This window comes from Kitasatospora sp. LaBMicrA B282 (assembly GCF_050325825.1).
Lineage (GTDB): Bacteria > Actinomycetota > Actinomycetes > Streptomycetales > Streptomycetaceae > Kitasatospora.
The window spans coordinates 1-26,868 of record NZ_JBNQTI010000129.1 but is presented as its reverse complement, the minus strand read 5'-3'; the positions used below and the strand labels follow the sequence as shown (position 1 = coordinate 26,868).

The following is a 26,868-nucleotide window of genomic DNA, read 5'->3' as shown; positions in this document are numbered from 1 at the left end:
CCCGGCCGCCTCGGCCGCCGGTGCGTCCCCCGCCGCGGCCGCCGTCGCGCCCGCCGGAACGCCTGCCGCGGAGGCCGCCGGCGGGGTGCGCGAGGCGGTGGTGCGGCTGCTGGCGACCGGGCTGACCCAGCGCGCGGTGGCGGTCCGGTTGAGGCTGAGCGAGCGCACCGTGGCCGGGCACCTCGCCGAGCTGCGCGCCGAGTACGACGCCGACACCCTGTTCCAGCTGGGCTGGCAGCTCCGCGGCCGGGCGCCCCGGCGCTAGGGAGTGTCCTCGGGGTCAGCGGTAGGCCGACTCCCCGGTGATCGCCTCGCCCAGCACCAGGGTGTGGATCTCGCTGGTCCCCTCGTAGGTGAGCACCGACTCCAGGTTGTTGGCGTGCCGCAGCACCGGGTAGTCCGTGGTGATCCCGTTCGCCCCGAGCACGGTGCGGGCGCTGCGCGCGATGCCGAGCGCCGTGCGCACGTTGTTCAGCTTGCCGAAGCTGACGTGGGCCGCCTTGGCCCGCCCCGCCTCCTTCAGCCGCCCGATCCGCCAGGCCACCAGGTAGGCCTTCTCCAGCTCCACGGCCATCTCCACCAGCTTCTCCTGGGTGAGTTGGAAGGCGGCGATCGGCCGGCCGAACTGGATCCGGCTCTTGGCGTACTCCACCGCCGCCTGGTAGCAGTCCCGGGCGGCGCCCACGGTGCCCCAGAGGATGCCGTAGCGGGCCTCGTTGAGGCAGGAGAGCGGCCCGCGCAGCCCGTGCACCCCGGGCAGCACCGCGTCGCCGGGCAGCACCACCTCGTCGAAGCTCAGCCCGCTGGTCACCGAGGCGCGCAGCGAGAGCTTGCCGTGCACGTCGGTGGCGGTGAACCCGGGGGTGCCGGCCGGGACCAGGAAGCCGCGCACCCCGTCCTCGGTCTGCGCCCAGACCACCGCGACGTCGGCCACGCTCCCGTTGGTGATCCACATCTTGCTGCCGGAGAGCACCCAGTCGGCGCCCTTGCGGCGCGCGGTGGTGCGCATGTTGGCCGGGTCGGAGCCGAAGTCCGGTTCGGTGAGGGCGAAGCAGCCGATCGCCTCGCCGGCCGCCAGCCGCGGCAGCCACTGCTGCTTCTGCTCCTCGGAGCCGAAGGCGTGGATCGCCCGCATCGCCAGCGAGCCCTGGACCGAGACGAAGCTGCGCAGCCCGGAGTCGGCGGCCTCGACCTCCATGCAGGCCACGCCGTAGGCGACCGCGCCGGCCCCGGCGCAGCCGTAGCCGTCCAGGTGCATGCCGAGCAGGCCGAGCCGGCCGAGCTCGGGGGCCAACTCGCGGGCCGGGAAGACCCCGCGCTCGAACCAGTCGGCCAGGTGCGGGCGCACCTTGTCCTCGGTGAACCGCCGGACGGTGTCCCGGATCAGCAGTTCCTCCTCGGTGAGCAGCTCGTCGACGGCGAGCAGGTCGATCGGGTCGGGCGCACCGGGGCGGGGGGTGCTGGCGGACATGCGGCGCTCCTGGGGGTGTGTGGGGCGGTGTGCGCGGTGCGGCACCGAGGTTGCGCGGTGCCGCATCATCCGTATCAGGCTTTACGCTGGCCGGAAAGCAGTCGCCGGTCGGTCCAGGGAAGACGGTGGTGGGCGCAGTGACGACGGATCCCACGACGCGGGTGCCGGGAGCGGACCCCGGTGCGGTCGGTTCGGCGGGCGGCCGAGCCGCGGGCGGGCCGCCGCAGGGCGCCGCCCGGATCCCGGCCGCGACCGACGGCCGGGTGCAGAAGGGCAACGAGACCCGGCGCCTGGTGCTCGCCCGGGCGGTGTCGATCGCCTCGGTCGAGGGCCTGGGCGGGCTGTCGCTCGGGCGGTTGGCGACCGAACTGTCGCTGAGCAAGAGCGGGGTGTTCGCGCTCTTCGGTTCCAAGGAGGAGCTCCAGCTGGCCACCGTGCGGGCGGCGCAGCGGATCTACCGGGACACGGTGGTCGACCCGGTGCGCCGGCTGCCGCCCGGGCTCGGGCAGTTGTGGGAGCTGGCGGTGCGCTGGCTGGAGTACTCGCGCAGCCGGGTGTTCGCGGGCGGGTGCTTCTTCTACGCGGTGGGCGCCGAGTTCGACGCCCAGCCGGGGCGGGTGCGGGACGCGCTGGCCGAGGGCAGCCGGCAGTGGCACCGGCTGGTGGTGGAGCTCTTCGAGGCGGCCCGGGCGGCGGGGCAGCTGCGGGCGGACGCCGATCTGGAGCAGCTGGCCTTCGAGTTGATCAGTTTCCTGGAGTACGCCAACGCGATGTCGCTGCTGCACGGGGAGGACGTGCCGTACGCCCGGGCCCGGCGCTCGGTGCTGCTGCTGCTCCGCTCCGAGGCGGTGGACGAGGCGCTGCTGCCTACCGCCTGAGGCGGCCGCGCCTTTGGGGCGCGGTATCTCCGCAAAACTGACCGAACGATCGTGCTAGCATCCGAATCCAGGCACCGCGTCACCCCCGCAAGGTCTCATCCGGAGGTACCGCACATGACCAGCCCCACCCTCCTCGCCCCGGCCCACGCCGACGCGCTGGCGCTCGCCGCGCCGGTGCTGGCCACGATCCGCCCGGACCAGCTGGACGGGCCCACCCCCTGCGCCGGCTGGACGCTGCGCCGCCTGCTGGAGCACCTGATCGGCCAGCAGTACGGCTTCGCCGCGGCCGCCCGTGGCCGCGGCGCCGACCCCGGCGTCTGGGCCGACCGCTCCTTCGCCACCGGCCCGGGAGCGGCGCTGGCCGCGCTGGCCGCCTTCGCCGACTCGGGGCGCGAACTGGTCGAGGTCTTCGCCGCGGCCGAGGCGGCGGGCGGCACGCTCGAGTTGCCGGAGATCCTGCCCGGCCACGCCTTCCCGGCCGCCCAGGCGATCGCCTTCCAGCTGCTCGACACCCTGGTGCACGCCTGGGACGTGGCGGTGGCCGTCGGGGTCCCGTTCACCGTCCCGGCCGAGCAGGCGGCGCTGCTGCTGCGGATCGCCGAGCAGGTCCCCGCCGACCCCGACGCCCGCCGCCCGGGCCGGGCCTTCGCGCCGGTGCGGGCGGGGGCCGAGGGCGCCGCGCCGTTCGAGCGCGCGCTGCTGCTGCTCGGCCGCGACCTGGAGTGGCGGCCGTCGGCGGTCTAGGGCCGTCGGTGGCGGCGCCCGGGCGGTAGCGGCGGCGGGGGCGGTAGCGGCGGGTGGTCAGGCCGGTCACAGGGGAGTCGGCCTGGCCACGCCGGTGGCGCCGCAACGTCGCTGCCGCTGGAACGCCGGTGGGGCGGCACCCGTGTCGGGTGGCGCCCCACCGGGCGTTCGCTGCCGGCCGTCAGCCGCTCTTGCGGCGGAAGGTGCGCTTGCCGCCGGCGGCGGCGTGGGCGCCGTGGATCTTGGAGTCGCCACCGCGTCCGTTGCCCGAGGCGTCGCCCTTGGCGCCGTGCTTGCGCTCCAGGGCGGCCAGGAACTTCGCCTTCACGTCTTCCTGGCCCTCGGCCGGGGTGGTCTCGGGGCCGGGCTCGCTCTCCGGGGCTGCTGCGTCGCTGCTGCTCATCTGGACCTCCTGGGCGTGGCTGGAGCGGTCGTGCTCTGTGACACTGTGCCACGCCGTCGCCCGGACGTGCGGTCAGTTTCGCCCGGCCCCAACGGCGTCCGGTCCGCCGGCCGGCCCCGGGGCCCGCCCGGTGGCCGAGTGCCGCGGCCCCTGCTGGTCGCGCCAGTTCGGCCCGCCGATGAAGAAGAGCAGTACGAGCGTCGGGAACCCGATCCCCGCCGCCACGATCACGAGTGCCTGCCACCACATCCCGGGTCCGCCTCTCCGTCCGTGCCGCAGGTGCCGTACGCGGGTGCCGTACGCGCATGGGCCGTAGGTGTCGAAAGCTGCCGCGTGCATGCCGTCGGCCGCCGATGTCCTGTCCGGTATGTGACGCTATGTGAATATCGCCGACCCTGCCACCGCACCTCGTTCGGGCGAACCCGTGCCGGGGTCTGTCCGTCGGCCGCCCCGGCGCCCCACACTGGCGGCATGCAGGTACAGCTGGCCGGAGCGCCGGAGCAACCGGGCCGGGAGAGCGAAGACTTCGCCGCGGCCACCCCCGAGGCCATGGTGCTGCTGGACGGGTCCAGCTCACCCGTCGGCATGGAGTCGGGCTGCCGCCACGGCACCGCCTGGTACGTCCGCCGGCTGGGGGTGCACCTGCTGGCCCGGCTCACCGACCGGTCCGACCGGAGCATCGCCGAGTGCCTGGCCGACGCGATCGTGGAGACGGCGGCGCTGCACGGCGGCCGCTGCGACCTGGCGCACCCCGGCACCCCGGCCGCCATGGTGGTGGCCGCCCGGGTGCACGGGCCGTCGCTGGAGTACCTGGTGCTCGGCGACTCGATGCTGCTGCTGGAGCCCGGCAGCGGCCCGCCCCGGGTGCTCGGCGACAACCAGCCCTTCCCGGCCGGCGAGGGCCTGCGCAAGGCGCTGCGCGCGGCCGAGCCGGGCAGCGCCGAGCGGGCGGCGCTGCACCTGCGCTACGCGCTGGCGGTGCGCGCGGTGCAGAACACCGGGCGCGGCCCGTGGATCGCCGCCGCCAGCCCTAAGGCCGCGACGCACGCGGAGACCGGGTTCGTCCGGCTGGACTCGCTGCGCTCGGTGACCGCGCTCAGCGACGGCGCGGCCCGCTACATCGCCCGCTTCGGCCTGGGCGACTGGCCGGACGCGCTGGACCTGCTCAGCCAGTCCGGCCCGGCCGCGCTGATCGGCCGGGTCCGCGAGGCCGAGGCCGCCGACCCGCACTGCGAGCGCTGGCCGCGCGGCAAGGCCCAGGACGACGCCACCGCGATCTACGCCAGGGTCTGAGCGGCCACGGGTGCGGCGCCTCCGGAGGACCCGCCCGCCGGCCCGCCGCCGCTCAGGCCTCCGGGCTGCCCGCCGCCGGCCAGTTGCTCAGCAGGGCGTCCAGCGCGTCGACGGCCCGCTCGAAGGAGGCCTGCACCGGGCGGGCGTGCCCGAAGCCGCCGGCCGTCTCCAGCACCACGTAGCCGTGCAGGGTGGCGCGCAGCAGGCGCCCCGCGTCGAGCAGGTCGGGCTCGGCCAGCCGGTAGGCGCGCAGCACCGCGTGGACCAGCTCGACCGACCGCTGCCCGGCCGGGGCGGCGGCCACCAGCTCCTGGTCCATCGGCAGCTGGGTGGCCGCGTACCGGCCCGGGTGGGCCAGCGCGTAGTCGCGGTAGGCCCGGGCGAAGGCGGCCAGGGCCTCCTTGCCGGCGCAGCCGGCCACCGCGAGGGCGATCCGGTCGGTCAGCTCGGTGCCGGCCAGCAGGGCGAGCCGGGTGCGCAGGTCCTGGAGGTTCCTGACGTGCGAGTAGAGGCTGGCGTCCTTCACCCCGAAGCCGCGGGCCAGGGCGGAGAGGGTGACGCCGTCCAGCCCGACCTCGTCGGCCAGCTCGGCCGCGGCGGCCACCACGCGCTCGGTCGTCAGTCCGGCTCGACCCATCGCCGGCCTCCCCTCGTCCCGGCCCGCTTCCTGGACCTCTTAATCAGTTGCCTAGAGGATATAGGCAAACTAGCGTCGACACCATGAAGGCTCTGACCGAGCGGGACATCCGCACGTCGTTCGTCAACTGTTCCAAGGGCGAGGCCGGTCGGTTGGCCGTCCCGCGCGGCCTGGCCGAGCTGCCCTGGGAGGACCTGGACTTCCTCGGCTGGCGCGATCCGGGCGCGCCCGAGCGCGCCTACCTGGTGCTGCCCCGCACCGACGGCCTGACCGGGGTGGCCCTGCGCTACTCGGACCGGCAGCGCGGCCTGCTGCGCCGCAACATGTGCAGCCTCTGCCTGACCACCCACGCCGGCAACGGCGTCTCGCTGATGGCCGCCCGCAAGGCCGGCGCGGCCGGGCGCGAGGGCAACTCGGTCGGCGCCTACATGTGCACCGACCTGGCCTGCCCGCTCTACATCCGCGGCAAGCGGGCCCTCGAGCCGGGCGCCCGGATCCCGGAGGCCCTCACCACCGAGCAGCAGATCGAGCGGATGATGGCCAACCTGGCGGAGTTCGTGACCAAGCTGTTCACGTGACCCGGCTGGTCAGCTGAGCCCGGCGGCGGGTCTCGCCGGGCTCGGGCCCACGACCTCAGCGGGCCAGCAGCTGCTGCAACTGGTCGACGACGAACTGCGGGTCCTCCTCCAGCACCCAGTGGTTGGCGCCCGGCACCACCGCGGTGGTCACGTCGGTGGCCACGTTCTGCATCTCGCTGCCGATCGTGGTGCCCATGCTGTGCTGGCCGCCGACGCCGAGCACCGGCATGGTCAGCTTGTTGTGGTCGAGCAGCCCCTGCACCGCCCGCTCACCCGCGTCCTGCTGGCGGAAGAAGTCGAACCCGGAGCGGGTGGCGCCGGGCCGGCTGTAGGCGGCGACGTACTCCTGCTGGCTCTTGGCACTCGGCGCCCCGCCCGGGCCGCCGTTGTTGTAGACCGAGCCGTAGAAGACCTTCTCCCGGCCCGCCACCAGCTGCTCCGCGACCCCCGGCTGCTGGCCGTTGACGAACGAGTCCCACCAGAGGAAGTTCGGGTCGGCGGCCACCAGCTGGAGGTACCAGGTGGTCGGCGGGGCCTCCAGGACCGCCAGGTGGCTCACCTGGTCGCGGTAGGCGGCCGCGTAGGCCAGCGCCACTCCGCCGCCGACGTCGTGGCCGGCGATCGAGATCCGGTCGTCGCCGAAGCCCAGCCGGTCCACCACGGCGTGCACGTCCGCGGCCAGGGTGAGCGGGGTGTAGCTGCCGTAGGCGTCGCTCGGGGAGGCCTGCGAGCGGCCCAGCCCGCGCAGGTCGACCGCGATCACCGTGTGGTCCTTGGTCAGCGCGGGCGCCACCTCGCCCCACGCCTGCAGGGTCTCCGGCCAGCCGTGCAGCAGCACCAGCGCCGGGCCGTGCCCGGCCACCGCGTAGTGGATCCTCAGGCCGTCGCTGACCGCGTAGCCGTCCTTGAAGCCCGGCAGCCCGCCGGGCGGGGTGGCGGCGGCCTCGGCGGCGCCGCCGGTGGCACTGAAGATCGTGGCCGCGGTGAGCGCGGCTGCCGCGGCAGCGATCGGCCAGCGCTGCTGACGGTCCGTCAATCCACGTGCGAAGGACATCATTTCTCCCCGTGATCGGCTTCACTGGGCTCGCATCGTAGGGCAGCGGCCCGGTCGCTTCGAACACGAAGTCGACCGGGGTGCGGGGCGCGACGGGGTGCGCGGGGGCGCTGCCGGGCGGTGCGCGGGTCGGTTCAGCCGATCTCGGCGAGCCGCGGGACGAGGCGCTCGACCACCTGCTCGGCGAACTCCGCGGGGTGCTGCCCCTGGTCAGCGGTCACCTGGAGCTCGGTGACGCCGAGCGCGGCCAGCTGCTCCGCCTCGGCGAGGAAGGTGTCCAGCTCGGTCAGGACCGGGCGGCGGCTGCACATCACGGTCTTCTCGATTGACTCGAAATCGCGCTTCTCGCTGGCGCAATGTGCACGCAGCACGTCCAGCTTGTGGGCGACCTCGTCGACCCCGGTGCCGAACAGGTTGCAGGCGTCCGCGTACCGGGCGACCAGCTTCAGGGTCTTCCGCTCGCCGCTGCCGCCGATGACGATCGGCGGGCGCGGGCGGCGCAACGGCTGCGGCACGCAGAGGGTCTCGGCGAGCCGGTAGTGCTTGCCCTGGTACGGGCCGTCGTCCTCGCTCCACATCTGCAGGCAGATCTGCAGCGCCTCCTCCAGCCGCTCGAAGCGCTCGGCCACCGGGACGATCGGCACCCCGAGGGCCAGCTGCTCCCGCTCGTACCAGGAGGCACCGATCCCGAGCTGCGCCCGGCCGCCGGAGAGCACGTCGAGCGTGGTCACGGTCTTCGCCAGCAGGCCGGGGTAGCGGTACATCACGCCGGTCACCATCAGGTTGAGCTGCATCCGCTCGGTGACGGCGGCGACGTAGCCCAGCGTGGTGTACCCCTCCAGCATGGGCTCCTCGGCGGTGGAGCGCGGGGTCATCATCTGGAACCAGTGGTCCATCACCGTGAACCGCGCCACCCCGCCCTGCTCGGCGATCCGCGCGGTCCGCGCCAGGGTCGGCGCGATCTGCGCGGGGTCGGCGGGCGTGGAGTAGTTCCAGTAGTGCAGGCCGAGCTTCATGACGGGCGCTCCCAGGATCCGATCGGTGAGGCGACGCTACCCAGGCCGACGGTGCGTCAAGAAGGGCTCAGCGTGGTGTCGGTGGTGACAGGCTGACTCGTGCGGTTGACGGGCGATCGCCGTCGAGGGGGTGCTCAGTCGCCCAGCTCCGCCCGCAGCCGCACGGCCGCCGGGTCGTCGAACTCCGCCAGCAGGCCCAGCGCCTCGGCGCGGCACCGGTTCGCCTCCTCGGGGGCCAGGACCGCGGTCAGGTGGGCCAGGGCCAGCGCGCAGCGCCAGTGGTCGCCGAGCTCGCGGTGCACGGCCAGGGCCCGGCGGTGGAACTCGGCCGCCTCCCGGTCGAGGCCGAGCACCCGGTAGGCGAGCCCGGTCTCGTCCCAGGCGGTCGCCTCCCGGCTGGGGTTGCCCACCCGGCGCAGCAGTTGGGCCGCGCGGTGCAGGCCGGCCAGTGCCTCGGCGGGCCGGCCCAGGGCCAGCTGGACCCGGCCGAGTTGGGTCAGCCAGTACCCCTCGGCGCTCGCGCTGCCCAGCTCGACGGCGAGGTCGACGGCGGCCTCCGCGCTCTGCAGCGCCTCGTCCGGCCGGCCGGCGGCGAGTTGCACGATGCTCAGCAGGTGCAGCGCGTTCCCGGCCGGGCGGTGGGCGCCGTCGGCCCGGAAGAGCGCCAGCCCGTGGCCGATCGCCGCCTCGGCCTCGGCCAGCCGGCCGAGTTCGGCCTGCGGCTGGGCCAGGTTCACCGTGATCCGCGGCTCCCAGTGCCGGTCGCCGAGCCGGCGGACCAGCGCCAGGCCCTGCTCGAAGGCGCTCGCGGCGGCCTGCGGCCGGTGTCGGCGCAGCTCCAGCAGCCCGATCCCGTTGAGCGTCAGCGCCTCGCCGAGCCGGTCGCCGACCTCGCGCCGCAAGGCCAGCGCGGCCCGGTACTGCTCGGCGGCCGCATCCGGCTGGTGGCACTGGGTGTGCGCCATCCCGAGGCTCTCCAGCAGCTCCGCCTCGGCCGCCCGGTCACCGCTGCGGCGGGCCGCGGCCAGCGCGAGCCGGGTGGTGGCGAACCACTGGGCGAACGGGTTCTCGGTCATGTAGACGGCGCGCAGCACGACGGCCAGCTGCCAGACGATCCGGTCGGCACCCGCGGCATCGGCGGCGTGCAGGGCGGCGGGCAGGTTGTCCTGTTCGGCCCGGTACCAGGCCATCGCCGTGGCGAAGCCGGTGAACACCGGTGGCTCGACGCCCGGTTCGAGCGGCTCCAGCGCCACCCGCGGCTCGTGCGGAGCGACGGCGGCCTGGAGCGCGTCGGCGGCGTGCAGGTACCAGGTGAGCACCCGGCGCAGCGCCCGTTCGTTCTCCTCGGGGGCTTCCGCGCAGCTGCGTGCCTGGTCGATGGCGTAGGCGCGCAGCAGGTCGTGGAAGCGGTAGCGGTCGGCGGCGGTCTGCTCGACCAGGTGGGCGGCGACCAGGGCGTCCAGCAGCCGGCGGGTGGGGCGCAGCGCGGTGCCGGCCAGCGCGGCCGCCGCCAGGTCGCTGAACTCGCCGCTCGGGTGCAGGCCGAGCAGCCGGAACAGCCGGGCGGCCTCGGCGGGCAGCGCGCGGTAGGACCAGGCGAAGACGGTGCGGACCGCCTCGGACTCCTCGGCGCCCTCGGCGTCCGCGGCCGAGAGCGCGTCCCACAGCCCCGACTCGTCGCGCAGGTCCTGGATCAGGTCGTCCAACGGCATCAGCGGGCGGCCGGCCGCGCGCTCCGCGGCGATCCGCAGCGCCAACGGCAACCGGGCGCAGAGCCGGGCCAGTTGGGCGAGTTCGGCGGGGTCGTCACCGCTGCGGTACTCGGCCATCACGGCGAGCAGCAGCGCGACCGCCTCGGGTTCCGGGAAGACGTCCAGGGTCAGGTGCCGGGCACCTTCGCGCACGCCCAGGCCGGGCAGCCGGCTGCGGCTGGTGACCACCACCAGGCAGCCCGGTGCGGCGGGCAGCAGCGGGCGCACCTGCGCGGCGGTGGCCGCGTTGTCGAGCACCACCAGCAGCCGGCGTTCGGCGAGCAGCGAGCGGTAGGCGGCGGCCAGCGCCTCGGGGTCGGCGGGGATCGCCGCGGCGGGGACGTCGAGGGCGCGCAGGAAGTGGTGCAGCACCTGGGCCGGGGTGGCCGGCGCCTCGGGGTCGTGGCCGTGCAGGTTGGCGTAGAGCTGGCCGTCCGGGAAGTGCCGGCGGGCGGTGTGCGCCCAGTGCAGGGCGAGCGAGGTCTTGCCGACCCCGGCGGTGCCGGTGATCACCAGTATCCGCGGGCCGGGCGGCTGTTCGGCCAGCAGCCGGTCCAGCGTGGCCCGTTCGGCGGCGCGGTTGACGAAGCCGCTGACCACCGGCGGCAGTTGCCAGGGCACCGGTCCGCCCTCCGGCCGGGGTTCGCCCGGTGGTGCGGCGTGGAAGTGGACCGAGCCGTGCACGTCCCGGGCCTGGACCACGTGGCCGGCCGTGCCGGACAGCTCGGCGCGGGTGTCGCCGTCCCGCCGCTCGGGTTGCTGCTGCTCCGCCATCCGCTAGTGGACCGCCCCGGCCGGGGGGACCAGGCCGGCGACCCGGCGGCGGGCGAAGAACTCGGACAGGTCCTCGCCCTGGGCGTAGAGCTGTGCGATGAAGGCGGTGACCCGGGCGGTGAGCGCCGGGTCGGTGTGGCGCACGGCGCCGGCCAGCGCGCCGGCGGCGTCGTAGGCGATCTCGTAGACGGTGTCCGGGCCGAGGGTGACCAGCTCCGGCAGCACCGCGCGGGTCTCGTGCCGGGCCACGGCCTGCGCGTCGACCACCCGGATCAGCTCGCCGCACTCGGCGCGCAGCCGCAGGGTGTGCAGCTCCCAGATCAGGTACGGGGTGAACGGCTCCTCGACCACCCGCACCCGCAGCAGCCGGATGCGGTGCTCGGCGGCCCGGGCGTTGTACCGCAGCAGGGCGGCGCGCCGTTCCTCGTTCAGCCGCATCGAGGCCGGCCAGTCGCCGGCGGCGAAGGCGACCCAGGTGGGGCGGGTCGGTTCGGCGAACTGCTGGCGGCGTTCGAGCTTCCAGGAGTCGTGGCCGTCGACGGCGAACTCGCGGGCGGCGAAGTCCGCTCGGTACTCCGAGACGGAGAGCCGCTCGCCCACCGCGCCGGCGATCGGCTCAGGCATCCGTCAGGCCCTCCAGTGCGGAGCGCAGGGTGGTGCGGGGGATGACGACCAGGCGTTCGTCCGGGCCCAGGACCAGGTCGTGGGGCAGGTGGGTGGCGTAGTTCGCGGTGAGGTCGCGCCCGACCACGGCGATGTCGCCGTTGGAGAGTTCCCAGATGTCGGGGCAGTCGTCCCGGCCGTCGCTCGCGCCCAGCTCGACCGGCGGCCGGCCGAGCCGGCGGACCAGCGCGGCGCCGGGATTGGGCTCCCATCGTCTGTCCATGGCTCCCCCCAGAAAAGAGTCAAGTGTGACGAAGCGCACACTCACGGTAGTGAATGGGCAATTGCCAAGTCAACATGACGCGGAGGAAGGAGAGGTGACGATTTATCAGAAAATCTTGGAATCCGATCGAATTCGGCCAGAGCTGAGCACCTGGTTCCGCCGGCCCGGCCGGACACGGCCGCGGCCCGGTCACCACCGGTGACCGGGCCGGACCTTGCAGGTGCTCCGCGCCGGACTACAGACCCAGGTGACCGAGCGTCACCGGGCCCACCACGCCGTCCACCGCGATGCCCTGGGCCTGCTGGAAGGCGCGCACCGCCGCGGCGGTGCGCGGGCCGAAGTCGCCGTCCGCGCCGCCCGGGCCCAGGGCGCTGCCGTAGCCGCGGGCGATCAGCGCCTGCTGGACCTGCTGCACCCGCTGCCCGTGGTCACCCTGCGCCAGCTGCCCGCCGGCGGAGCCGCCGGTGCCGGTCGGGGCGCTCGGGCCCGCGCCCACGTACTCCGGGCGCCCGAAGCCCAGCACGCAGCTGCGCCCGCGCTGCCGCCGGTAGCAGCCGCCGCCGTTGCCCTGGGCGCCGGCCTGGCCCGAGCTGGTGTTGCCCTCGACGGTGGCGAGGTCGGCACCGGCGGCGCTGTCCTGGACGAGAAGGCCGATGTGGTCGGCCTCGCCGTCGCCGTCCCAGTCGTAGAAGACCAGGTCGCCCGCGTGGGCCTGCTCGTGCGCCGCGACCCAGCGGCCCTGGCCGTGGAACCACTCCACGTGGTCGGGGCAGTAGGCGAAGCGGCCCACCGCGCCGGCGTTGCCGCTCTGCGCGCCCCAGTACGAGACCGCCATGTCGCACCACGGTTCGCCGTTGAGGCCGTACCAGCGGCCGAACTTGGTGTCCTTGCCCGCGCCCTCGCGGTAGCCGACGTCGGCCTGCGCGGCCGCGATCATCGCGTCGACGGTACCCATCTCGCTCCTCCGTGCCGTCCGTGCCGTCCGTGCCTGTCCGGGGTCCGGCCGGTCACATCGGCAGGGCGAACACCATCGACCAGTACGGGGTCTGGTCGCCGGCGTAGGTGCGGGCGGCACCCACGTCGGTGTAGTTGCCGCGCAGGATGGCGTCGTGGGCGGGCTCGTCGACCCAGGCCTGGAAGATCGAGTCGGCGGTGGCCCAGAAGCCGGGGGCGCCGCCGGCCACCTCGCCCCAGCCACGACCGTTGTACCCGGCGTTCTTGGAGGCGTCGCCCAGCGACACGAAGTGGCCCTGCTGGTGGCGGCGGGCCTGCTCCTGGCTGCTCTGGGTGGCGACCGCGGTGAGCCGGTCGTCCAGCCGCATCGAGCCCAGGCCCTTGCTCGCCCGGTAGTTGTTGAGCAGGGTCAGCAGGCTGCCCTGGATGTCGCTGCCGGAGGGCTGCTGCGGCGGCACCGGCGGCGCGGCCTGCTGGTTGCCGGTGCCCACCGTGCCGACCGGGATCAGCTCCCAGCGCTGCCCGGCGCTGCTGTCGTCCTCCTTCCAGACGCCCAGGTTGTTGCCGACCCGGTCCGCGGTCAGGTAGGCCGGGCCCTCGTCGGTGCGGGCGCTGCGCAGCCGGACGAAGCCGTCGCCGGTGTCCTCCAGGGACCAGCGCTGGTTGGGCGCCCCGGACTCGTTGTACAGGTGGGTGTTGAACGCGGTGTAGTCGTAGTCCATCACCATGCCCTGGCCCGGCGCGTGGGTGTTGAAGGTCAGGCCGGACTCCAGCAGCCAGGTGCCGTCCTCCTTGGCCCAGAAGACCCAGGTCTGCGCCCGGGTGCCGTTCGGCTCCCAGGCCTGGATCCTGGTGCCGGTGGCGGTGTTGGAGGAGCTGACGTCGGCGACCGTGCCGTTGGCCGACTTGAGGGTGAAGACCTGGCCGTTCTGCGGGGTGACGCTCATCGTGCGTTGCTGCCTTTCGCGCGCTGGTCCGTCCGGTCGGCCGCTGCCGTCCGGTGGAACCAGGTTCGCGAGCGGCGATCTACCGGTGATCGGCGTCGGGTTGCCGCGTTCCGGTGGTGCCGGGTGCGTGCCGGCGCGGCCGGACGGGCCCGTGCGGGGAGGCGGCGGGCCCGTCCGGCGGCGGCGCGGGTCAGACCTGCGTGGCCCCGCCGTCCTCGGGGATCGTGGTGTGCTCCTCGCCCGGCAACGGCTGGACGTGGCCCAGGTGCAGCGGGCCCTGCGCCTCGGCCGGGTCGGTGGCGGTGGTGGCCTGCTGGTTGTCGCTCATCGCGCTGTTCTCCTGTGAGTCGGTGGTCGAACGGGCGCCATTCTGGAAGGAGCGGATCAACAAGCGATTAACGCGCGATCCGTGGCGCTGGGGTACTGTTTCCGCGCCGTCGGCGGGGGGTCGTCGGTTTCGGTCGGGGGACCAGCCATGCAGGGGGCGGCATGACGCACGCTGACGGGCCGGCCGGCGCCGGCGGGTTCCGGTTCCGGCTGCTCGGTCCGCTGCAGGGGCGGCTGGACGGTGCACCGCTGGAGCTCGGTGCGCCGCAGCAGCAGGCGATGCTGGCGGTGCTGCTGCTGCGGGCCGGTACGCCGGTGCGCGCCCGCGACCTGATCGACGCGCTCTGGGACGAGCAGCCGCCGGCCCGCGCGGTCGGGGTGCTGCGGCAGTACGCCTGGCGGCTGCGCGCGGTGCTGGAGCCGGGCCGGCCGGCCCGGGCGGCCGGTGCCCTGCTGGTCTCGGTGGGCGACGGGTACACCCTGCGGCTGCCGCCGAGCACCGTCGACGTCCACCACTTCGAGCAGGACCTGCAGATCGCCGCCAAGGCCCGGGAGAGCGGCGAACCGCACGCGGCGCACACCCGGCTCACCCGGGCGCTGGAGCGCTGGCGCGGCGGCCTGGCGCTCAGCGGCGTCCCCGGCCCGTACGCCCGCAGCCAGCGCGACCGGCTCGCCGAACTGCGGCTGGTCGCCCGGGAGGACCTGCTGGACAGCGCCCTGCAGTTGGGCCGGCACGGCGAGGTGGCCGGCGAGCTCGCCGTGCTGCTCGCCGAGCACCCGCTGCGCGAGCGGCTCGCCGCCCAGCTGATGCTCGCCCACTACCGCTGCGGTCGGCAGGCGCAGGCACTCGCGGTCTACGCCGACACCCGGCGCCGGCTGGCCGAGGAGCTGGGCGTCGGGCCGGGCGAGGAGCTGTGCCTGCTGCACACCCGGATCCTGGCCGCCGACCCCGAGCTCTCCCGCCGCACCCCGCCCACGCCCGCGCCGGCCACGGCCCGGCCGATCACCAGCGCACCGCTGCCCGCCACCGGCCTGCCGCCGCAGCAGCTGCCCGCGGACGTCGCGGACTTCACCGGCCGGAGCGAGCTGGTCGAGCGGGCGCTCGCCGTGCTCGACCGGTCGGACCGGCCGGTGGTGCAGATCTCGGTCTTCTCCGGGATCGGCGGGGTCGGCAAGACCGCACTCGCGGTGCACGTCGCGCACCGGGTCCGGACCCGGTTCCCGGACGGCCAGCTCTACGCCGACCTGCGCGGGGCCGGCCCGGCCCCGGCCCGGGCCGGCACGGTGCTGGCCCGGTTCCTCACGGCGCTCGGCACCCCGCCGGAGGCGATCCCGGAGGACGTGGAGCAGCGGGCCGTCCACTACCGCTCGCTGCTGGCCGACCGGCGGGTGCTGGTGGTCCTCGACAACGCGCACGACACCGCCCAGCTCCGCCTGCTGCTGCCCGGCGGTCCGGGCTGCGCGGTGCTGGTGACCACCCGTTCGCGCACCGTGCTGCTGCCCGGGGCCCGGCAGTTCGACCTGGAGCCGCTGAGCACGGCGGAGTCGCTCGACCTGCTCGGCGCGGCCGTCGGGACCGAGCGGATCGCCCAGGACCCGGCGGCGGCGCTGGAACTGGCGGGCATCTGCGGCCACCTGCCGCTGGCGCTGCGGATCGTGGCGGCCCGGCTGACCGCCCGCGCCAACCGGCCGCTCGCCGCGCTGCTCACCCGGCTCGCCGACACCCGGCGCCGGCTGGACGAACTGCGGGCCGGCGACCTCGCGGTCTCGGCGACCTTTGAACTCGGTTACACCGCACTGGCCCCCGAGCACGCCCGGGCCTTCCGGCTGCTCGCCCTCCCCGAGGCCGAGGACCTGCCACTGGACGCGGCTGCCGCACTCCTCGACGACGACCCGGACACCGCCGAGTCGCTGGCCGAGTCGCTGGTCGACGCGGGCCTGCTGGAGGCGCACGGGATCGCCCGGTACCGCTTCCACGACCTGCTGAAGCTCTACGCCCGCCGGCAGTCGGACCCCGCGGCCGGGGGCGCCGCCGCGGGCGCTGGCGGCGGCGAGCCGGAGCAGGCCCTGCTCCGCCTACTGCACCACCTGCTGGCCACCACCCGCAACGCTTCCGGCCTGCTGGAGCCCGGCCACGGTCTGCACGCCAGCCTGCAGGCCGCGCAGACCCCGGGCCTGCCGTTCGCCGACCCGGACTGCGCCCGGGACTGGCTGCGCACCGAACACGCGCTGCTCGCCGCCACCACCGAGCAGGCCATCGCGCTGCCGGCCGGGCTGCCGGCCGCCGTCGACCTGCTGCTGGTCTGGTTCGGCCTGTCCGAGGGCCCGGCGCACCGCCGGGAGTTCGGCCGACTCGCCGAACGCGCCGTCGCGGCGGCCGAACGCGCCGACCGGCCCGGCAGCGAGGCCCGGGCCCGCTACGTCGCCGGCACGTTGCACTACATGACCGACGCCTACCCGCGCGCCGAGGAGGAGCTGCGCCGCAGTCTGGCGCTGGCCGAGCAGGCCGAGGACACCGTCTGCCGCCAGCTCAGCACCACCACGCTGGGCGGCCTGTACTTCGCCACCGGCCGCCCGGTCGATGCACTGGAACTCCTCCGCCAGGCCGAGAAGCTCTGCGAGCGCACCGCCGACCCGGGCAGCCGATCCCGGATCCTGGGCAGCCTCGCCCGGGTCCTGCTCGAGCTCGACCGGTCCCTCGAAGCCGCCGCGACGATCGACGAGGCGGTCCGGCTGGCCCGGGTCGGCTCGCACCCCGGCGACCTGTCGAAGGCGCTCTACCAGTACGGCTGGGTGCTGCGCCGGACCGGCCGCACCGCGCTCGCGATCAGCGGGCTGCGCGAGGCGCTCGGGTACTTCCGCGTGCAGAAGCAGCGCGACTGGCAGGCGCTCTGCCTGGTCCGGCTGGCGGAGTGCCGGCTGGACCTCGGCGACCACCAGGACGCGGTCGACTGCGCCCGGGAGTCCCTGGAGCTGGCCCGGGAGCTGGGCAAGGCCTACTGCCAGGGGCTGGCCCACGCCGTCCTCGGGCAGGCGCTGCCCGCCCTCGGCCGGCCCGCCGAGGGCCTCGCGCAGCTGCGCGAGGCCCGGGAGGTGTTCGAGCGCCTCGGCGTGCCGGAGGCCGGGGCGGTGGCGGCCCTGCTCCGGCAGGGGTTGAGCAGCACGGCGTGACCCGGTGCGCTCAGTCCGCCTGGCCGCGCAGCTGCCAGGTCCGCGACGCGCGGGCGGACGGTCGGCGCCCACGACGCGAAGGACCGCGCGCGCCCGCCCCCGGGTGGGGGAGGGCGCACGCGGTCCTCGCGTGCGGTCCGGACGTCCGACGGGGTCAGCGCCCCAGGTTGGTGTCGGCCGGGATGGTGCCGAGGCGGCCGGCCTGGAAGTCCTCCATGGCCTGAACCAGTTCGGCGTGGCTGTTCATGACGAACGGGCCGTAGTGGGCGACCGGTTCGCGGATCGGGAGGCCGCCGAGGAGGACGACCTCGAAGTTGGCGCTGCGGGAGTCCTGGTGCTCGTCGGCGCGGATGGTCAGCGAGTCGCCGTCGCCGAAGACCACGGCCTGGCCCAGGTGGAACGGGCGGCGCTCCTCGCCGGCCGAGCCGCTGCCGGCCAGGCCGTAGGCGAGGGCGTTGAAGTCCGTCCGCCAGGGCAGCGTGACCGAGGCGCCGGGGTGCACCGACACGTGGGCCATGGTGATCGGGGTGTGGGTGGTGCCGGGGCCCTGGTGGCCGCCGAGCTCACCGGCGATCAGCCGGACCAGCGCGCCGCCGTCGGCGGAGGCGAGCAGCCGGACGCTGCCGCCGCGGATGTCCTGGTACTTCGGGGAGATCATCTTGTCGGCCGCGGGCAGGTTCACCCAGAGCTGGAGGCCGTGGAAGAGGCCGCCGGACATGACCAGCGACTCCGGCGGGGTCTCGATGTGCAGCAGGCCGGAGCCGGCGGTCATCCACTGGGTGTCGCCGTCGGTGATCACGCCGCCGCCGCCGTGCGAGTCCTGGTGGATGAAGGTGCCGTCGATGATGTACGTGACGGTCTCGAAGCCGCGGTGCGGGTGCCAGGGGGTGCCCTTGGGTTATGTCAGTTAGGGGACTAGTACCATCAGCTTTCATGTCCGCACCAGCAGTGATCACCGGCATGGACGTCCACGCGGCCGTCTACGCGCGCCAGTCCGACGCGCGGGAGAACGCGAGCGAGGCGTCCACCACGACCCAGCGTGAGCTGGGTACGGCGGAGGCCAAGCGACGGGATGCCAAGTCGGTCACGTACTACGAAGACCTCGGCATCTCGGCATTCACCGGGGTCGAGCGCCCGGAGTTCGAGAAGCTGCTGCAGGACTGCCGAGCAGGCCGGATCAACCTGCTGATCGTCTACTACATCAGCCGTCTCTCGCGGCTCGATCCGCTCGACGCGATCCCGGTCGTCGTCGAGCTGCTGAACCTCGGTGTGACCATTGTCAGCGTCACTGAGGGCGAGTTCCGCAAGGGCAACCTCGTGGACCTGATCCACATGTTCATGCGCCTGGACCAGGCGCACAACGAGAGCAAGAACAAGAGCGTCGCCGTCCGGGGCGCCAAGGCCACGGCCCGCGAGCTGGGCGGGTACGTCGGGGGCAAGGCGCCGTACGGCTTCGAGCTGAGGGCCGAGACCAGGCTCACGGCGGACGGTCGGCCGATCGTCATACAGACCCTCGTGCACACCGAGAACGAGCCAGAGGTCATCCGCGACATCTGGGCGACGATCAAGAAGCACAAGGATGCGCCGTACGACCCCAAGGGGCGCCGTCACCCCGGTTCGCTCGGCGGGATCGTCAACAGCATGAACAACGAGGTCATCGTCCCTACACGTGGCGCGACCTACGGCAAGAAGACGAAGGACAGCGCGTGGGACACGAAGACCGTCAAGCGCATCCTCAGGGACCCCCGGATCGCCGGATTCGCCGCCGTGCCCGTGTACAAGGTCCGGGAAGACGGTAAGACGACGAGCCAGATAGAGACCTACCGCATCCTCCGGGACCCCGAGACGATGCTCCCGCTCCAGATCTACGAGGCGATCATCCCGCCGGAGGACTGGCACGAGCTGCAGGAGTGGCTCGACGGGCGAGGGCGCGGAAAGGGCCTCTCGCGGGGTGAATCCCTGCTGTCCGCCATGGGAGTCCTGTTCTGCGAGTGCGGAGCCGTGAAGACCTCCCACGCGGACGCCAAACCGGTGAAGCGGTCCTATCGCTGCCGTCGGCGCAAGGTGCTGCCGGGCCAGCACGCCGGAGACTGCACCATCAGCCAGGCGGCACTGGATGACCACGTGGGACGAAGCATCTTCGCCCTGCTGCGGGAGGTCGAGCATGACCACGAGGCTCTGGCGGTTCTCGCTGAAGCAACACGCAGGTTCGGCGTCGCCAATGAGTCGCCCGAACGGTCCCGTGAGCGCGCGACCTTGGTCGCGGAGCGTGCCGACGCCGTGAGGGCGCTGGAAGAGCTGTACGACGACCGCAAGGCTGGCGGCTTCCGAGGGGACATCGGCCGGCGGAGGTTCATCGCGGAGGAGTCCGCGCTGCTGAGCCTCTTGGAGGCGGCCGAGGCGCGGATCGCGGTCCTGGAGGAAGCCGCGACCCCAGTGATCCCCATCGCCGAGTGGCTGCCCGAAGACCCGGAGGTCGACCCCATCGGCCCGGGTTCGTGGTGGAACAGCGCACCGCTCGATGAGCGCCGGAAGTTCGTCAAGCTCTTCGTGGACCGGATCACCGTGTCCAAGTCCAAGGAGCGGGGCGGACGAGGGCCGGTGCATGAGCGGGTGAATATCGACTTCGCCAAGCGGCAGGAAACGGCGGGCGACGGCGGTCAGCGCGTGCTGTGACGGTTACCAGTAGGTGAAGCGGGTCCCGGACAACGATGTCCGGGACCTGCGCGACAAGAGCGGGTCGATTCGCCCCACTGCTTTCCAGGGAGCCGGTGTCAGGGCCGGGGCCCAGCCGGACCCAATACGATCCCTCCGATCGGATTGATGGACCAGAGGGGGAGCCGCAGTGATCACACGGAAGCGGGCACGGGGCTGGAGCGCACTGGGGGCCGCCGCTCTCCTCACGATGGGCGTGGCCGGCTGTTCCTTCGGGAGCGGGTCCGGGGTGGCTCCGGTGTCTTCCGCCTCCGGCGCCTCGGGCAGCGCAACGGCCAGTGCGACAAGGTCGTTCACCGAAGCGCAGGCTCAGCAGGTCTTCGAGCGGTACGTCCGGGAGAGGCAGGCGGCCACCGAGAAGGGCGATACCGAGGCGCTCGCCCGGGTGGAGGACGGGCAGCTGCTCAAGGAGAACCGGGCCGAGGCACAGCTGCACCAGGCCAACGGAACCAAGAACGAGCCGATCCGGCCTGTCCGCCCGGTGTACCTGATCCCGCAGACCGGCTCCGGAGAGCCGCAGAGCTTCGCCGTCCTGAACAAGACGGAGGGACGGGAAACGGACCGCAGTTCCACCCTGACCTTCTTTACGCGCGACCAGGCGGGCGGGGACTGGAAGGCGGTCGTGGCCACCTGGGTGGTGACCGAGGCACTGCCGACGACGGCTCCGACCGACGCCCCCTCCGCGACACCGGCGCCAGGCCAACTCTCCCTGCGGCCGAAGGTAATGCCGGCTCTGGCCCGCGGAGCGTCGGGAGGTGTGGAGCTGTCGCCGACAGCGGAGACGGACACCGGTGTGTGCGGGCGCTATGCCCAGTACCTGAGCTTCACCGTGCCGGCCGGGAAGCCGGAGAGCGCCGACTTCGAACGAGGCGACTTCACCAACAGCCTGGTGGACTACTTCAACGGATGGGACCAGAAGGTGCTCGATCGCAGCCTCTCGTTCCGTTCGCTGACAAACGCGCTGCCGACGTTCCGGCTGAAGGACGGCGGCTCCCTCGTCACCTGCACACTGGAGGGCACCTACCTGGACCGGGGCCGGACGCCGGCCAACTGGATCGAGCCCGACGGCGACACCGACGCGCTGCTGGGACGGGGCCGCAAGTGGTCCAGCATCGAGGAGGTGTGGTCAGTGCCAGCCGTCGTGGAAGTGCCGCAAGGGGGCGGTCCCGCAACGGTGCTCTCCTCGGAGGCGTACGGAGCGACGAAGCTGTCGGTGACGGGTGTGGAGTGGAAGTAGTGGGACCAATCGAGGGGGCGCGGCTTCAGCGGCTGGGTGCCCTCGCCAGCCCGCCGAGGTAGCAGTCCCGGAGGCCCGCCTCGGGGTTCAGGCCCTCGTCGCAGGCGAGGTCGTCCGACCGCTCCCGGCCATGGCCCCCACGGGTTACCACCAGGCGGAAGAAGGCGCCGTCCGGCACCTGTGCGTTCTGCGGGCGGTGCCGCCAGGGTGTCGGACGGCGCTCGACGTGGGGTGCGAATTGGCAGACAGGCGAGCCAGCCTCGGTGGGAGCTTGTCAGTCCAGCCTTAGCTCCACGGCCCGATGACCTTCAACGTTGGTTTCCGGAAGGAGACTTCGACGCCACCGGCTACCGTGACCGTGACGAGTTCGAGCGCGAGTTCGCAGAGCGCTTCGCCCACGATGCTGGCGAGCTGGGCACGGATCTCGGAGGTTTCGTCGGCGAGTATCCGGGAGGGCGAACTGAACTCGAACCGTCCGAGGCCGTAGTGCCCCGCCAGGCGGAAGGTCACGGTTGTCTCGGGCTGGGGAGCCTTGAGCATCTTGGCCAGCGCGGCCCGCTCCTCGGAGGAGCTTGGGCAGCCGCATGGAGCCCCCCGCACCTCGGCCGGCGACAGGAACAGGGCACCGTCGCAGTGGTGGACGAGCCCCTTCGGTCCCCACAACCGCATCTCGGTCGCGACGGAGTTCGCGCCGTCGAGGACAATGCGAACCGCAGGCGAACCGGTCACTACTCCCTGGGCCCAGTCGTCGGCCTGTGTGCCGCCGAGGAGTTGGGAGACTGCCGCAGCAGTCTCCGGGGTGGTGCTGGAGACCCGCCAGTTGGGCAGCGACTCAGGGCGGTTGTCAGTCCGGCGGCCGGTGTGGAAGCGGCCCACGACTGCCTCGTTGGGCGCGCAGACGTCCGGAGCTACCGAGGGGTCAACCCGCTTGCGGGTGCCCTTGTCACCGTCGGACTTCTGGTCATGGAGCGTTGCGAGCGATCCGTCGATCACATGGCTGGAGCGAAGGAGGCTGGTACTGGTCGGTACAGGCCGAGTGGCCGCTGTGGCCTGAAGGGCCTTCAGGTGGATGACTGCAGAGCGGGCGTCCGGCTGGGCAGTGCTGAGGGACAGCTGGGGCATGCGGCTCCTCTTGCGGTGGCCGGCGGGCTGCAACCCGGGCTACCGCATGGCGACGTCATGGATGGGCGGTTGGTGAGTGGGTGGCTCCCGACTGGGAGCGAGAAGGCGGCGATCGGACATCAGTACCGAGATCGCGGGAGCCGGACTGGCCGCGATCTGTCGCGGCGGCACGGCGGAGAAGCTGCGTCGGCGTCCAGAGCAGGTGGCCTGCGGGGCGCGGACGGGCAGCTGGGGACAGACCCGTCAGATGGGTCTGGGGGAGGCGCTGGGGGCGGTCGCGGCGGAGCCCGAGACGAACCGCGCGGTGGTGGCTTGGCAGGATCCGCAGGCTGCGACTGCGTGTTGCTGGGGCGGCATGCGGGTCCCTCCTTGGTGGCTGGCGGGCTGCAACCCTGCACCGTGGTCGATCGTCGTGGATGGGCGTTGCGCGGTTGGTGGCCGCGCGGGGTGTGACGTTAGCTCTGGATCCCGGCCGCGCCAAATGGCTGGTCGGGCTTGTGAGCACGGTAGGAGTGGTCCCGGCCGTTTTCCAAAAAAGATCTTGAGCGGGCCTCGTAAACGGCCGACAGTGTCTCGGGCGACGGCCCCAGCCAGGTCACTCGTCCGTGTGGACCGGCTCGGATGGCATCTTGCCGCCCTTGAGGAACTCCTGGACGAGCGGAGTCGGCGCGTATCTGCGGTACTCGAAGGACAGGCCGATCGCGATCTTGCCGCGCAGCCGCTTGCGGTTGTGGGGAAAGTCCTGGCAGTACTTCTCGGCGGCGGCCAGGGCCTTGGTCGTGAACTCGGCGCCCTGCGCGGCCAGGCGGTAGCCCTGGACCACGTGCTCGGCGAGCTCCTGCATGATCTTCTCTTCGGGCGAGGTCGACGGGCCGAGGAAGTCCTCCAGGGACAGGTCGAAGACCTTGGCGAAGCCGATCGCCTCGTTGAGGTTGATCCGCCTCCGCGGCTCGCCGCTCTCGATGCGCCAGACCGAGGACTGGTTGATCGGATAGCCGGCCTCGGTCATGCGCTTGGCCAACTCGCCGGTGCTCCAGCCGCGTCGCTCGCGCTCCAACCGGACCCGTTCGGCGGCGTTCTCCTCGCTCAAGCCGGCGACAGCGGTCTCGCCCGTCGCACTGCCTCCCGGCTCCTCCTTCACCGGCTCGTCGGAGGAGCCCTCCGCTGCCTTGTCCTGCCTGGGCACTCGATTCACCTCGCATCCATTTCCGAGGCGACTTGCATAACGGCCGCCGGGGTGCCATGATGATGCATGGTGAAAGGCTTGTCAAGCCGAACCGCATCGCGGCTCGGCTTGCTACCTGCCGCCCCGAGAAGGCCGAAGGCCCCCGGTGCTATCAACACCGAGGGCCTGAAAGGTCCAAAACCGCCCATCCACGACGATCGACCACGGTGCAGGGTTGCAGCCCATACGCACCGGGGAAGGACCAACGTGCTCCAGCGTACGGCGTCGCGCCCTTGCGGCGCACCTGCCTCACGCCCATTCGCCCCGAAGGCGGGGTGGTAAGCCATGGCGCGCATCCGCACCATCAAGCCCGAGTACCCCGTCTCGGAGGACCTCGCCTCGGTCTCCCTGACCGCCGAGCGCACGTTCGTCTGCCTGCTCACCCAGGCCGACGACGAGGGACGCCACCGCGACAACGCGGCCGTCCTCAACGGCGCCCTGTGGTCGCTGCGGCCCGAGCACACCGCGCTCGACACCGAAGACGAGCTCCGCCAACTCGCCGAGACCGGCCTCATCTGCCGGTACACCGGCTGCGACGGGCGCCAGTACCTGCACGCCACCAAGTGGCACGAGCACCAGAAGATCTCCCACCCCACCCCTTCGCGCCTGCCCTCCTGCCCCGTCCACGAGCCCGCGGGCTGGTGCGGCAAGTGCAAGGCCAAGGGCAAGGGCTGCGCGCGCCCGGCTCCGGAGAACTTCCGGAGCCTTCCGGAACCGCTCGCGACCCTCGCGGAGACCGTCCCCGCCCAACGGCCCTTCTCCGCCGACCCCGATCCCACCCCCGTAGCAGCCCTGCCGGTGCCCAATGCGGCAGCTCCGAGCAAAAGTGCAGGTCAGACGGCTTCTCCGGAGTCCCTCCGGAGGACTCCGGAGAACGTCGTGCCTGGACCATGGACCTTGGACCATGGATCTACCCCTGAAGGGGGCGGCGGCGCCGCGCCCACCCCGGCACCCTCGTCGGCAGCACCCGACCGGGACGGCCCGGTCCTGGTCGCCGCGCCCACCGGCAAGCCGTCGGTGAACGCGGGCGCCCTGCTGGCCGAGTACGTCGCCACCTGCCCGAAGCCGGTACCGGCCAACGTGCGCGGGCACCTTGGCAAGGTCATCAAGGACCTGCTCGACAGCGGCACCAGCGACGACGACATCCGCGCCGGACTGCAGCTGTACGCGGCGAAGCCGATGAGCCCGAGTGTGCTGCCGAGCATGGTCCACGAGGCGATCAACGCCCAGCCCGCCGGGGCGTCCCGCGCCGGGCAGAGTGCTGCCCGCGCGCCTTACCGGCCCTTCGCCAACCCGGCCGACGCCCGCGACTACTACGAGGGGGACCTGTGACCAGCCTGCCCAACCCCCGCCGCGCGGACGAGCGTCGCGAGCCGCAGCCGGCCTCCGGCGCCGTCCTGCGCCTGGAGCGGATGCTGGCTGCCAAGGGCATCGACCCCGACCGGCCGCTGCCCGACGCCGACCAGCCCTCCACTGCGCTGGAGCTCGCCGACCGCCGCATCCCGCCGCGCTACCGCCTCGCCGAAGCCGACCACCCGGAGGTCACCACCTGGGTCCAGCAGGTCACCCTGGCCTGCCGACCCGGCCCCGGCGGCACCCCGGGCATCGCCCAGGGGCCCTCGCTCCTGATCGCCGGACCCACTGGCTCGGGCAAGACCCACCAGGCGTACGGGGCGATACGCAGCCTGCTGAAGGCCGGTGTGCGTCTGCGCTGGAACAAGCTCACCGCCACCGAGCTGTACGCCTCCCAGCGGCCCCGCCAGGGCGCGGACCTCGAACGGGAAATGCGCGACCTGATGGCCTGCCCGCTGCTGGTCCTCGACGACCTCGGCGCCGCCAAGGCGTCCGAGTGGACCGAGGAGCTGACCCTGCGGCTGGTCGACCACCGGTACGAGCACCTGCTCCCGACGATCTTCACCACCAACCTGGCGCCCGGCGAGGTCAAGAACGCCCTCGGCGACCGCACCGCCTCCCGCCTCGCCGAGATGTGCGAACGCGCCATCCTCACCAGCACCGACCGCCGCAGGCGAACCGCCGCCTGAGGCGCTCAGCGGCTGAACGCCGGAGCAGTTCAGCGCCTGGAGCGCCGCGCCATTCAGCTGCTGAATGGCCGCGGTCGGACGCCAGCCTCCCCACACCTCACCCCACCTCCGCCTCGCCACGCCCGCCCACGGCGAGGCCACCCCTGGAGCACCACCCTTGACCACCATCGCGATACCCCCTGCCCGCACCCCGTCCGCCCGGGCCACGATCTGGGACCGGCTCGCCGTCGCCCTGCTCGGCGTCCTCGGCTTCGTCCTGTCCTACGACGCCCTGCGGCAGATGGCCGCCGCGACCCACGTGCGCGGCCCGCTCACCTACCTCTTCCCGATCATCATCGACGGCTTCATCGCCTACGGCGTCCGAGCCCTGCTCGTCCTGCGCGACGCCCGCTGGCCCGCCCGCGCCTACGCCTGGACCCTCTTCGCCGGAGCAACCGCCACCAGCGTCTGGGCCAACGCCCTGCACGCCATCCGCCTCAACGAACTGCCCACCACCGGCAGCGGGCTGAAGCTCACCGACACCGTCGTCGGCATCCTGTCCACCCTCGCCCCGCTCGCCCTCGGCGGCGCCGTCCACCTCTACATCCTCATCGCCCGCCACGGCCACGACACCGCAACCGCTTCCGCTCTCGCCGAGCAGAACGCCCCTCCGCGCACCGAGACTTCTGCCGACCCGGTGACCGCCGACCCTGAACCGGAGCTCCGGCCGGAACGAGCGAAGGACCGCAGCGACGAGAACGCGCTCCTGACGCTCATGTCCGCCGCCGGACTTCTGCCCGCCGAGTGGCGCGACGCGCTGCCCGACCCCGAACCGGCAGAAGCCGACGACCGACCGGCCGATGAACCGGACACCCCGGCCGAAGGCGCCGCCGGGGCGGGGAACAAGCCGATCGGGCGTCCACCGGGCGCGCCGATGGAGCGGCTGCTGGAGGTGGGCCGCGCGGCGGTCGCCGCCGAGGGCCGTCTCACCCGCGCGATCGTCGAACAGGCCGTGCGCGACGCCGGCCTTCCGCTTGGCAGTACCCGCCTCACCGAGCTGATGCGAAAGCTCCGCGAGGAGCAAGCCGACGAACAGAACCCTCCGCACCCCGAGACCGACTGACCGGCCCCGGTGTCCGGCTGACCGGCCCGGTCGGTCAGCCGGACACCGACTTCTGCCGACCCACCGCCGCACTCGGCAGAAGGCCACCACCCGCCCGGTCACTGCACCCGGCCGGACTCGACTCGCACCGCAGACACCACTCCCATGTGGCGTTCGGCCCCGGGAAGGCCGCGCCTGACACGTCGCCCATACCTGCGAATTCCGGCACGGCCAAACCGGCAACCACCCGGACACTGCCCACCCACACACCCACCAGCCCGAATCGCCAGCCGCCACCGAGGAACGACACGCGTGAACACCGTCCGACGAACCCTGCACAGCCTGCTCGGGAAGCCAGTAAGCTCCCAGGACCGCAACGGAGTTGACCACCTCCACGACAACAGCGGAGCAAGCGAGTGCGTCCGGCCCCCTTATCGGGGCCCGGACGCGGACGCCCGCGCCCAGGAGGGCGTGGGCGGGGTGGTGTTGCCGAGCGCGAGGGCGCGTGTAGTGAGACCCCTTGAGTACCTTAAAGGTGCGGCCCCCCCGAAGAAGCCCCCCC

The 26,868-nt window shown here is 73.3% G+C and carries 23 protein-coding genes and 2 pseudogenes; 11 read left to right on the top strand and 14 right to left on the bottom strand.

The window, feature by feature from the left end; genetic code table 11:
• Positions 1-265: pseudogene (locus ACQRUO_RS28430) on the top strand (hypothetical protein); the annotation flags it as partial.
• Between the two features lie 15 nt (positions 266-280).
• Here the strand turns inward: ACQRUO_RS28430 and ACQRUO_RS28425 are convergent.
• Positions 281-1,471: an acyl-CoA dehydrogenase family protein gene (locus ACQRUO_RS28425; protein ID WP_428318949.1), complete on the bottom strand. Its 1,191-nt coding sequence runs from the start codon at positions 1,469-1,471 to the stop codon at positions 281-283.
• Between the two features lie 239 nt (positions 1,472-1,710).
• Here ACQRUO_RS28425 and ACQRUO_RS28420 point away from each other — a divergent pair, with 239 nt between their 5' ends.
• Positions 1,711-2,349: a TetR family transcriptional regulator C-terminal domain-containing protein gene (locus tag ACQRUO_RS28420; RefSeq protein WP_428318951.1), complete on the top strand. Its 639-nt coding sequence runs from the start codon at positions 1,711-1,713 to the stop codon at positions 2,347-2,349.
• 114 nt (positions 2,350-2,463) lie between these two features.
• Entirely contained in the window at positions 2,464-3,093 is a 630-nt protein-coding gene (locus ACQRUO_RS28415; RefSeq protein ID WP_428318948.1) for a TIGR03086 family metal-binding protein, read from the top strand.
• Positions 3,094-3,274: 181 nt separating this feature from the next.
• Here ACQRUO_RS28415 and ACQRUO_RS28410 read toward each other — a convergent pair whose 3' ends face one another.
• Positions 3,275-3,496, bottom strand: coding sequence for a DUF5302 domain-containing protein (locus ACQRUO_RS28410; RefSeq protein WP_428318947.1), 222 nt, complete (start codon positions 3,494-3,496; stop codon positions 3,275-3,277).
• A 471-nt stretch (positions 3,497-3,967) separates the two neighbouring features.
• On the opposite strand from ACQRUO_RS28410, the gene ACQRUO_RS28405 reads away from it, so the two are divergent.
• On the top strand, positions 3,968-4,789 hold the full coding sequence (locus ACQRUO_RS28405) for an integrase (protein ID WP_428318946.1): 822 nt from the start codon (positions 3,968-3,970) through the stop codon (positions 4,787-4,789).
• A 52-nt stretch (positions 4,790-4,841) separates the two neighbouring features.
• Here ACQRUO_RS28405 and ACQRUO_RS28400 read toward each other — a convergent pair whose 3' ends face one another.
• A complete protein-coding gene (locus ACQRUO_RS28400) occupies positions 4,842-5,426 on the bottom strand; it encodes a TetR/AcrR family transcriptional regulator (protein ID WP_428318945.1) in 585 nt (194 codons plus the stop codon).
• A gap of 83 nt (positions 5,427-5,509) precedes the next feature.
• On the opposite strand from ACQRUO_RS28400, the gene ACQRUO_RS28395 reads away from it, so the two are divergent.
• Positions 5,510-6,004, top strand: coding sequence for an FBP domain-containing protein (locus ACQRUO_RS28395; protein WP_428318944.1), 495 nt, complete (start codon positions 5,510-5,512; stop codon positions 6,002-6,004).
• Between the two features lie 55 nt (positions 6,005-6,059).
• On the opposite strand, the gene ACQRUO_RS28390 is transcribed toward ACQRUO_RS28395, so the two are convergent.
• From ACQRUO_RS28390 to ACQRUO_RS28355, 8 genes are all read right to left on the bottom strand, one after another.
• Positions 6,060-7,058 carry an alpha/beta fold hydrolase gene (locus ACQRUO_RS28390; RefSeq protein WP_428318943.1) on the bottom strand — a complete coding sequence of 333 codons (999 nt, stop codon included), beginning with the start codon at positions 7,056-7,058 and terminating at the stop codon, positions 6,060-6,062.
• A gap of 134 nt (positions 7,059-7,192) precedes the next feature.
• Positions 7,193-8,074, bottom strand: coding sequence for an LLM class F420-dependent oxidoreductase (locus ACQRUO_RS28385; protein ID WP_428318942.1), 882 nt, complete (start codon positions 8,072-8,074; stop codon positions 7,193-7,195).
• Between the two features lie 134 nt (positions 8,075-8,208).
• A complete protein-coding gene (locus tag ACQRUO_RS28380; protein ID WP_428318941.1) occupies positions 8,209-10,599 on the bottom strand; it encodes an ATP-binding protein in 2,391 nt (796 codons plus the stop codon).
• Between the two features lie 3 nt (positions 10,600-10,602).
• A complete protein-coding gene (locus ACQRUO_RS28375) occupies positions 10,603-11,223 on the bottom strand; it encodes a DUF6879 family protein (protein ID WP_428318940.1) in 621 nt (206 codons plus the stop codon).
• A complete protein-coding gene (locus tag ACQRUO_RS28370; RefSeq protein WP_428318939.1) occupies positions 11,216-11,485 on the bottom strand; it encodes a hypothetical protein in 270 nt (89 codons plus the stop codon). Before ACQRUO_RS28370 ends, ACQRUO_RS28375 begins: the two co-directional genes overlap by 8 nt.
• 235 nt (positions 11,486-11,720) lie before the next feature.
• Positions 11,721-12,440, bottom strand: coding sequence for a peptidoglycan-binding domain-containing protein (locus ACQRUO_RS28365; RefSeq protein ID WP_428318938.1), 720 nt, complete (start codon positions 12,438-12,440; stop codon positions 11,721-11,723).
• A gap of 52 nt (positions 12,441-12,492) precedes the next feature.
• The gene (locus ACQRUO_RS28360; protein ID WP_428318937.1) at positions 12,493-13,386 is read right to left on the bottom strand and encodes a CAP domain-containing protein; all 894 of its coding nucleotides are present in this window, start codon (positions 13,384-13,386) and stop codon (positions 12,493-12,495) included.
• A 190-nt stretch (positions 13,387-13,576) separates the two neighbouring features.
• Positions 13,577-13,714, bottom strand: coding sequence for a hypothetical protein (locus ACQRUO_RS28355; protein WP_428318936.1), 138 nt, complete (start codon positions 13,712-13,714; stop codon positions 13,577-13,579).
• A gap of 161 nt (positions 13,715-13,875) precedes the next feature.
• Between ACQRUO_RS28355 and ACQRUO_RS28350 the strand changes: the two genes are divergently transcribed.
• Positions 13,876-16,884, top strand: coding sequence for a BTAD domain-containing putative transcriptional regulator (locus ACQRUO_RS28350; protein ID WP_428318935.1), 3,009 nt, complete (start codon positions 13,876-13,878; stop codon positions 16,882-16,884).
• A gap of 154 nt (positions 16,885-17,038) precedes the next feature.
• Here ACQRUO_RS28350 and ACQRUO_RS28345 read toward each other — a convergent pair.
• Positions 17,039-17,782: pseudogene (locus ACQRUO_RS28345) on the bottom strand (pirin family protein); the annotation flags it as partial.
• Between the two features lie 35 nt (positions 17,783-17,817).
• On the opposite strand from ACQRUO_RS28345, the gene ACQRUO_RS28340 reads away from it, so the two are divergent.
• Together ACQRUO_RS28340 and ACQRUO_RS28335 are read left to right on the top strand one after the other, a co-directional pair.
• Positions 17,818-19,560 carry a recombinase family protein gene (locus tag ACQRUO_RS28340; RefSeq protein ID WP_428318934.1) on the top strand — a complete coding sequence of 581 codons (1,743 nt, stop codon included), beginning with the start codon at positions 17,818-17,820 and terminating at the stop codon, positions 19,558-19,560.
• Positions 19,561-19,837: 277 nt separating this feature from the next.
• Positions 19,838-20,836, top strand: coding sequence for a hypothetical protein (locus ACQRUO_RS28335; RefSeq protein ID WP_428318933.1), 999 nt, complete (start codon positions 19,838-19,840; stop codon positions 20,834-20,836).
• Between the two features lie 285 nt (positions 20,837-21,121).
• On the opposite strand, the gene ACQRUO_RS28330 is transcribed toward ACQRUO_RS28335, so the two are convergent.
• Together ACQRUO_RS28330 and ACQRUO_RS28325 are read right to left on the bottom strand one after the other, a co-directional pair.
• The gene (locus ACQRUO_RS28330) at positions 21,122-21,958 is read right to left on the bottom strand and encodes a hypothetical protein (RefSeq protein ID WP_428318932.1); all 837 of its coding nucleotides are present in this window, start codon (positions 21,956-21,958) and stop codon (positions 21,122-21,124) included.
• Positions 21,959-22,553: 595 nt separating this feature from the next.
• Entirely contained in the window at positions 22,554-23,048 is a 495-nt protein-coding gene (locus ACQRUO_RS28325; RefSeq protein ID WP_392896069.1) for a transcriptional regulator, read from the bottom strand.
• Between the two features lie 420 nt (positions 23,049-23,468).
• Here ACQRUO_RS28325 and ACQRUO_RS28320 point away from each other — a divergent pair, with 420 nt between their 5' ends.
• The 3 genes from ACQRUO_RS28320 (at position 23,469) to ACQRUO_RS28310 (ending at position 26,327) form a co-directional block, all read left to right on the top strand.
• A complete protein-coding gene (locus ACQRUO_RS28320) occupies positions 23,469-24,515 on the top strand; it encodes a hypothetical protein (protein ID WP_428318931.1) in 1,047 nt (348 codons plus the stop codon).
• A gap of 80 nt (positions 24,516-24,595) precedes the next feature.
• The gene (locus ACQRUO_RS28315) at positions 24,596-25,225 is read left to right on the top strand and encodes an ATP-binding protein (RefSeq protein ID WP_428318950.1); all 630 of its coding nucleotides are present in this window, start codon (positions 24,596-24,598) and stop codon (positions 25,223-25,225) included.
• A 157-nt stretch (positions 25,226-25,382) separates the two neighbouring features.
• Positions 25,383-26,327, top strand: coding sequence for a DUF2637 domain-containing protein (locus ACQRUO_RS28310; RefSeq protein ID WP_428318930.1), 945 nt, complete (start codon positions 25,383-25,385; stop codon positions 26,325-26,327).
• Positions 26,328-26,868: the final 541 nt, after the last annotated feature.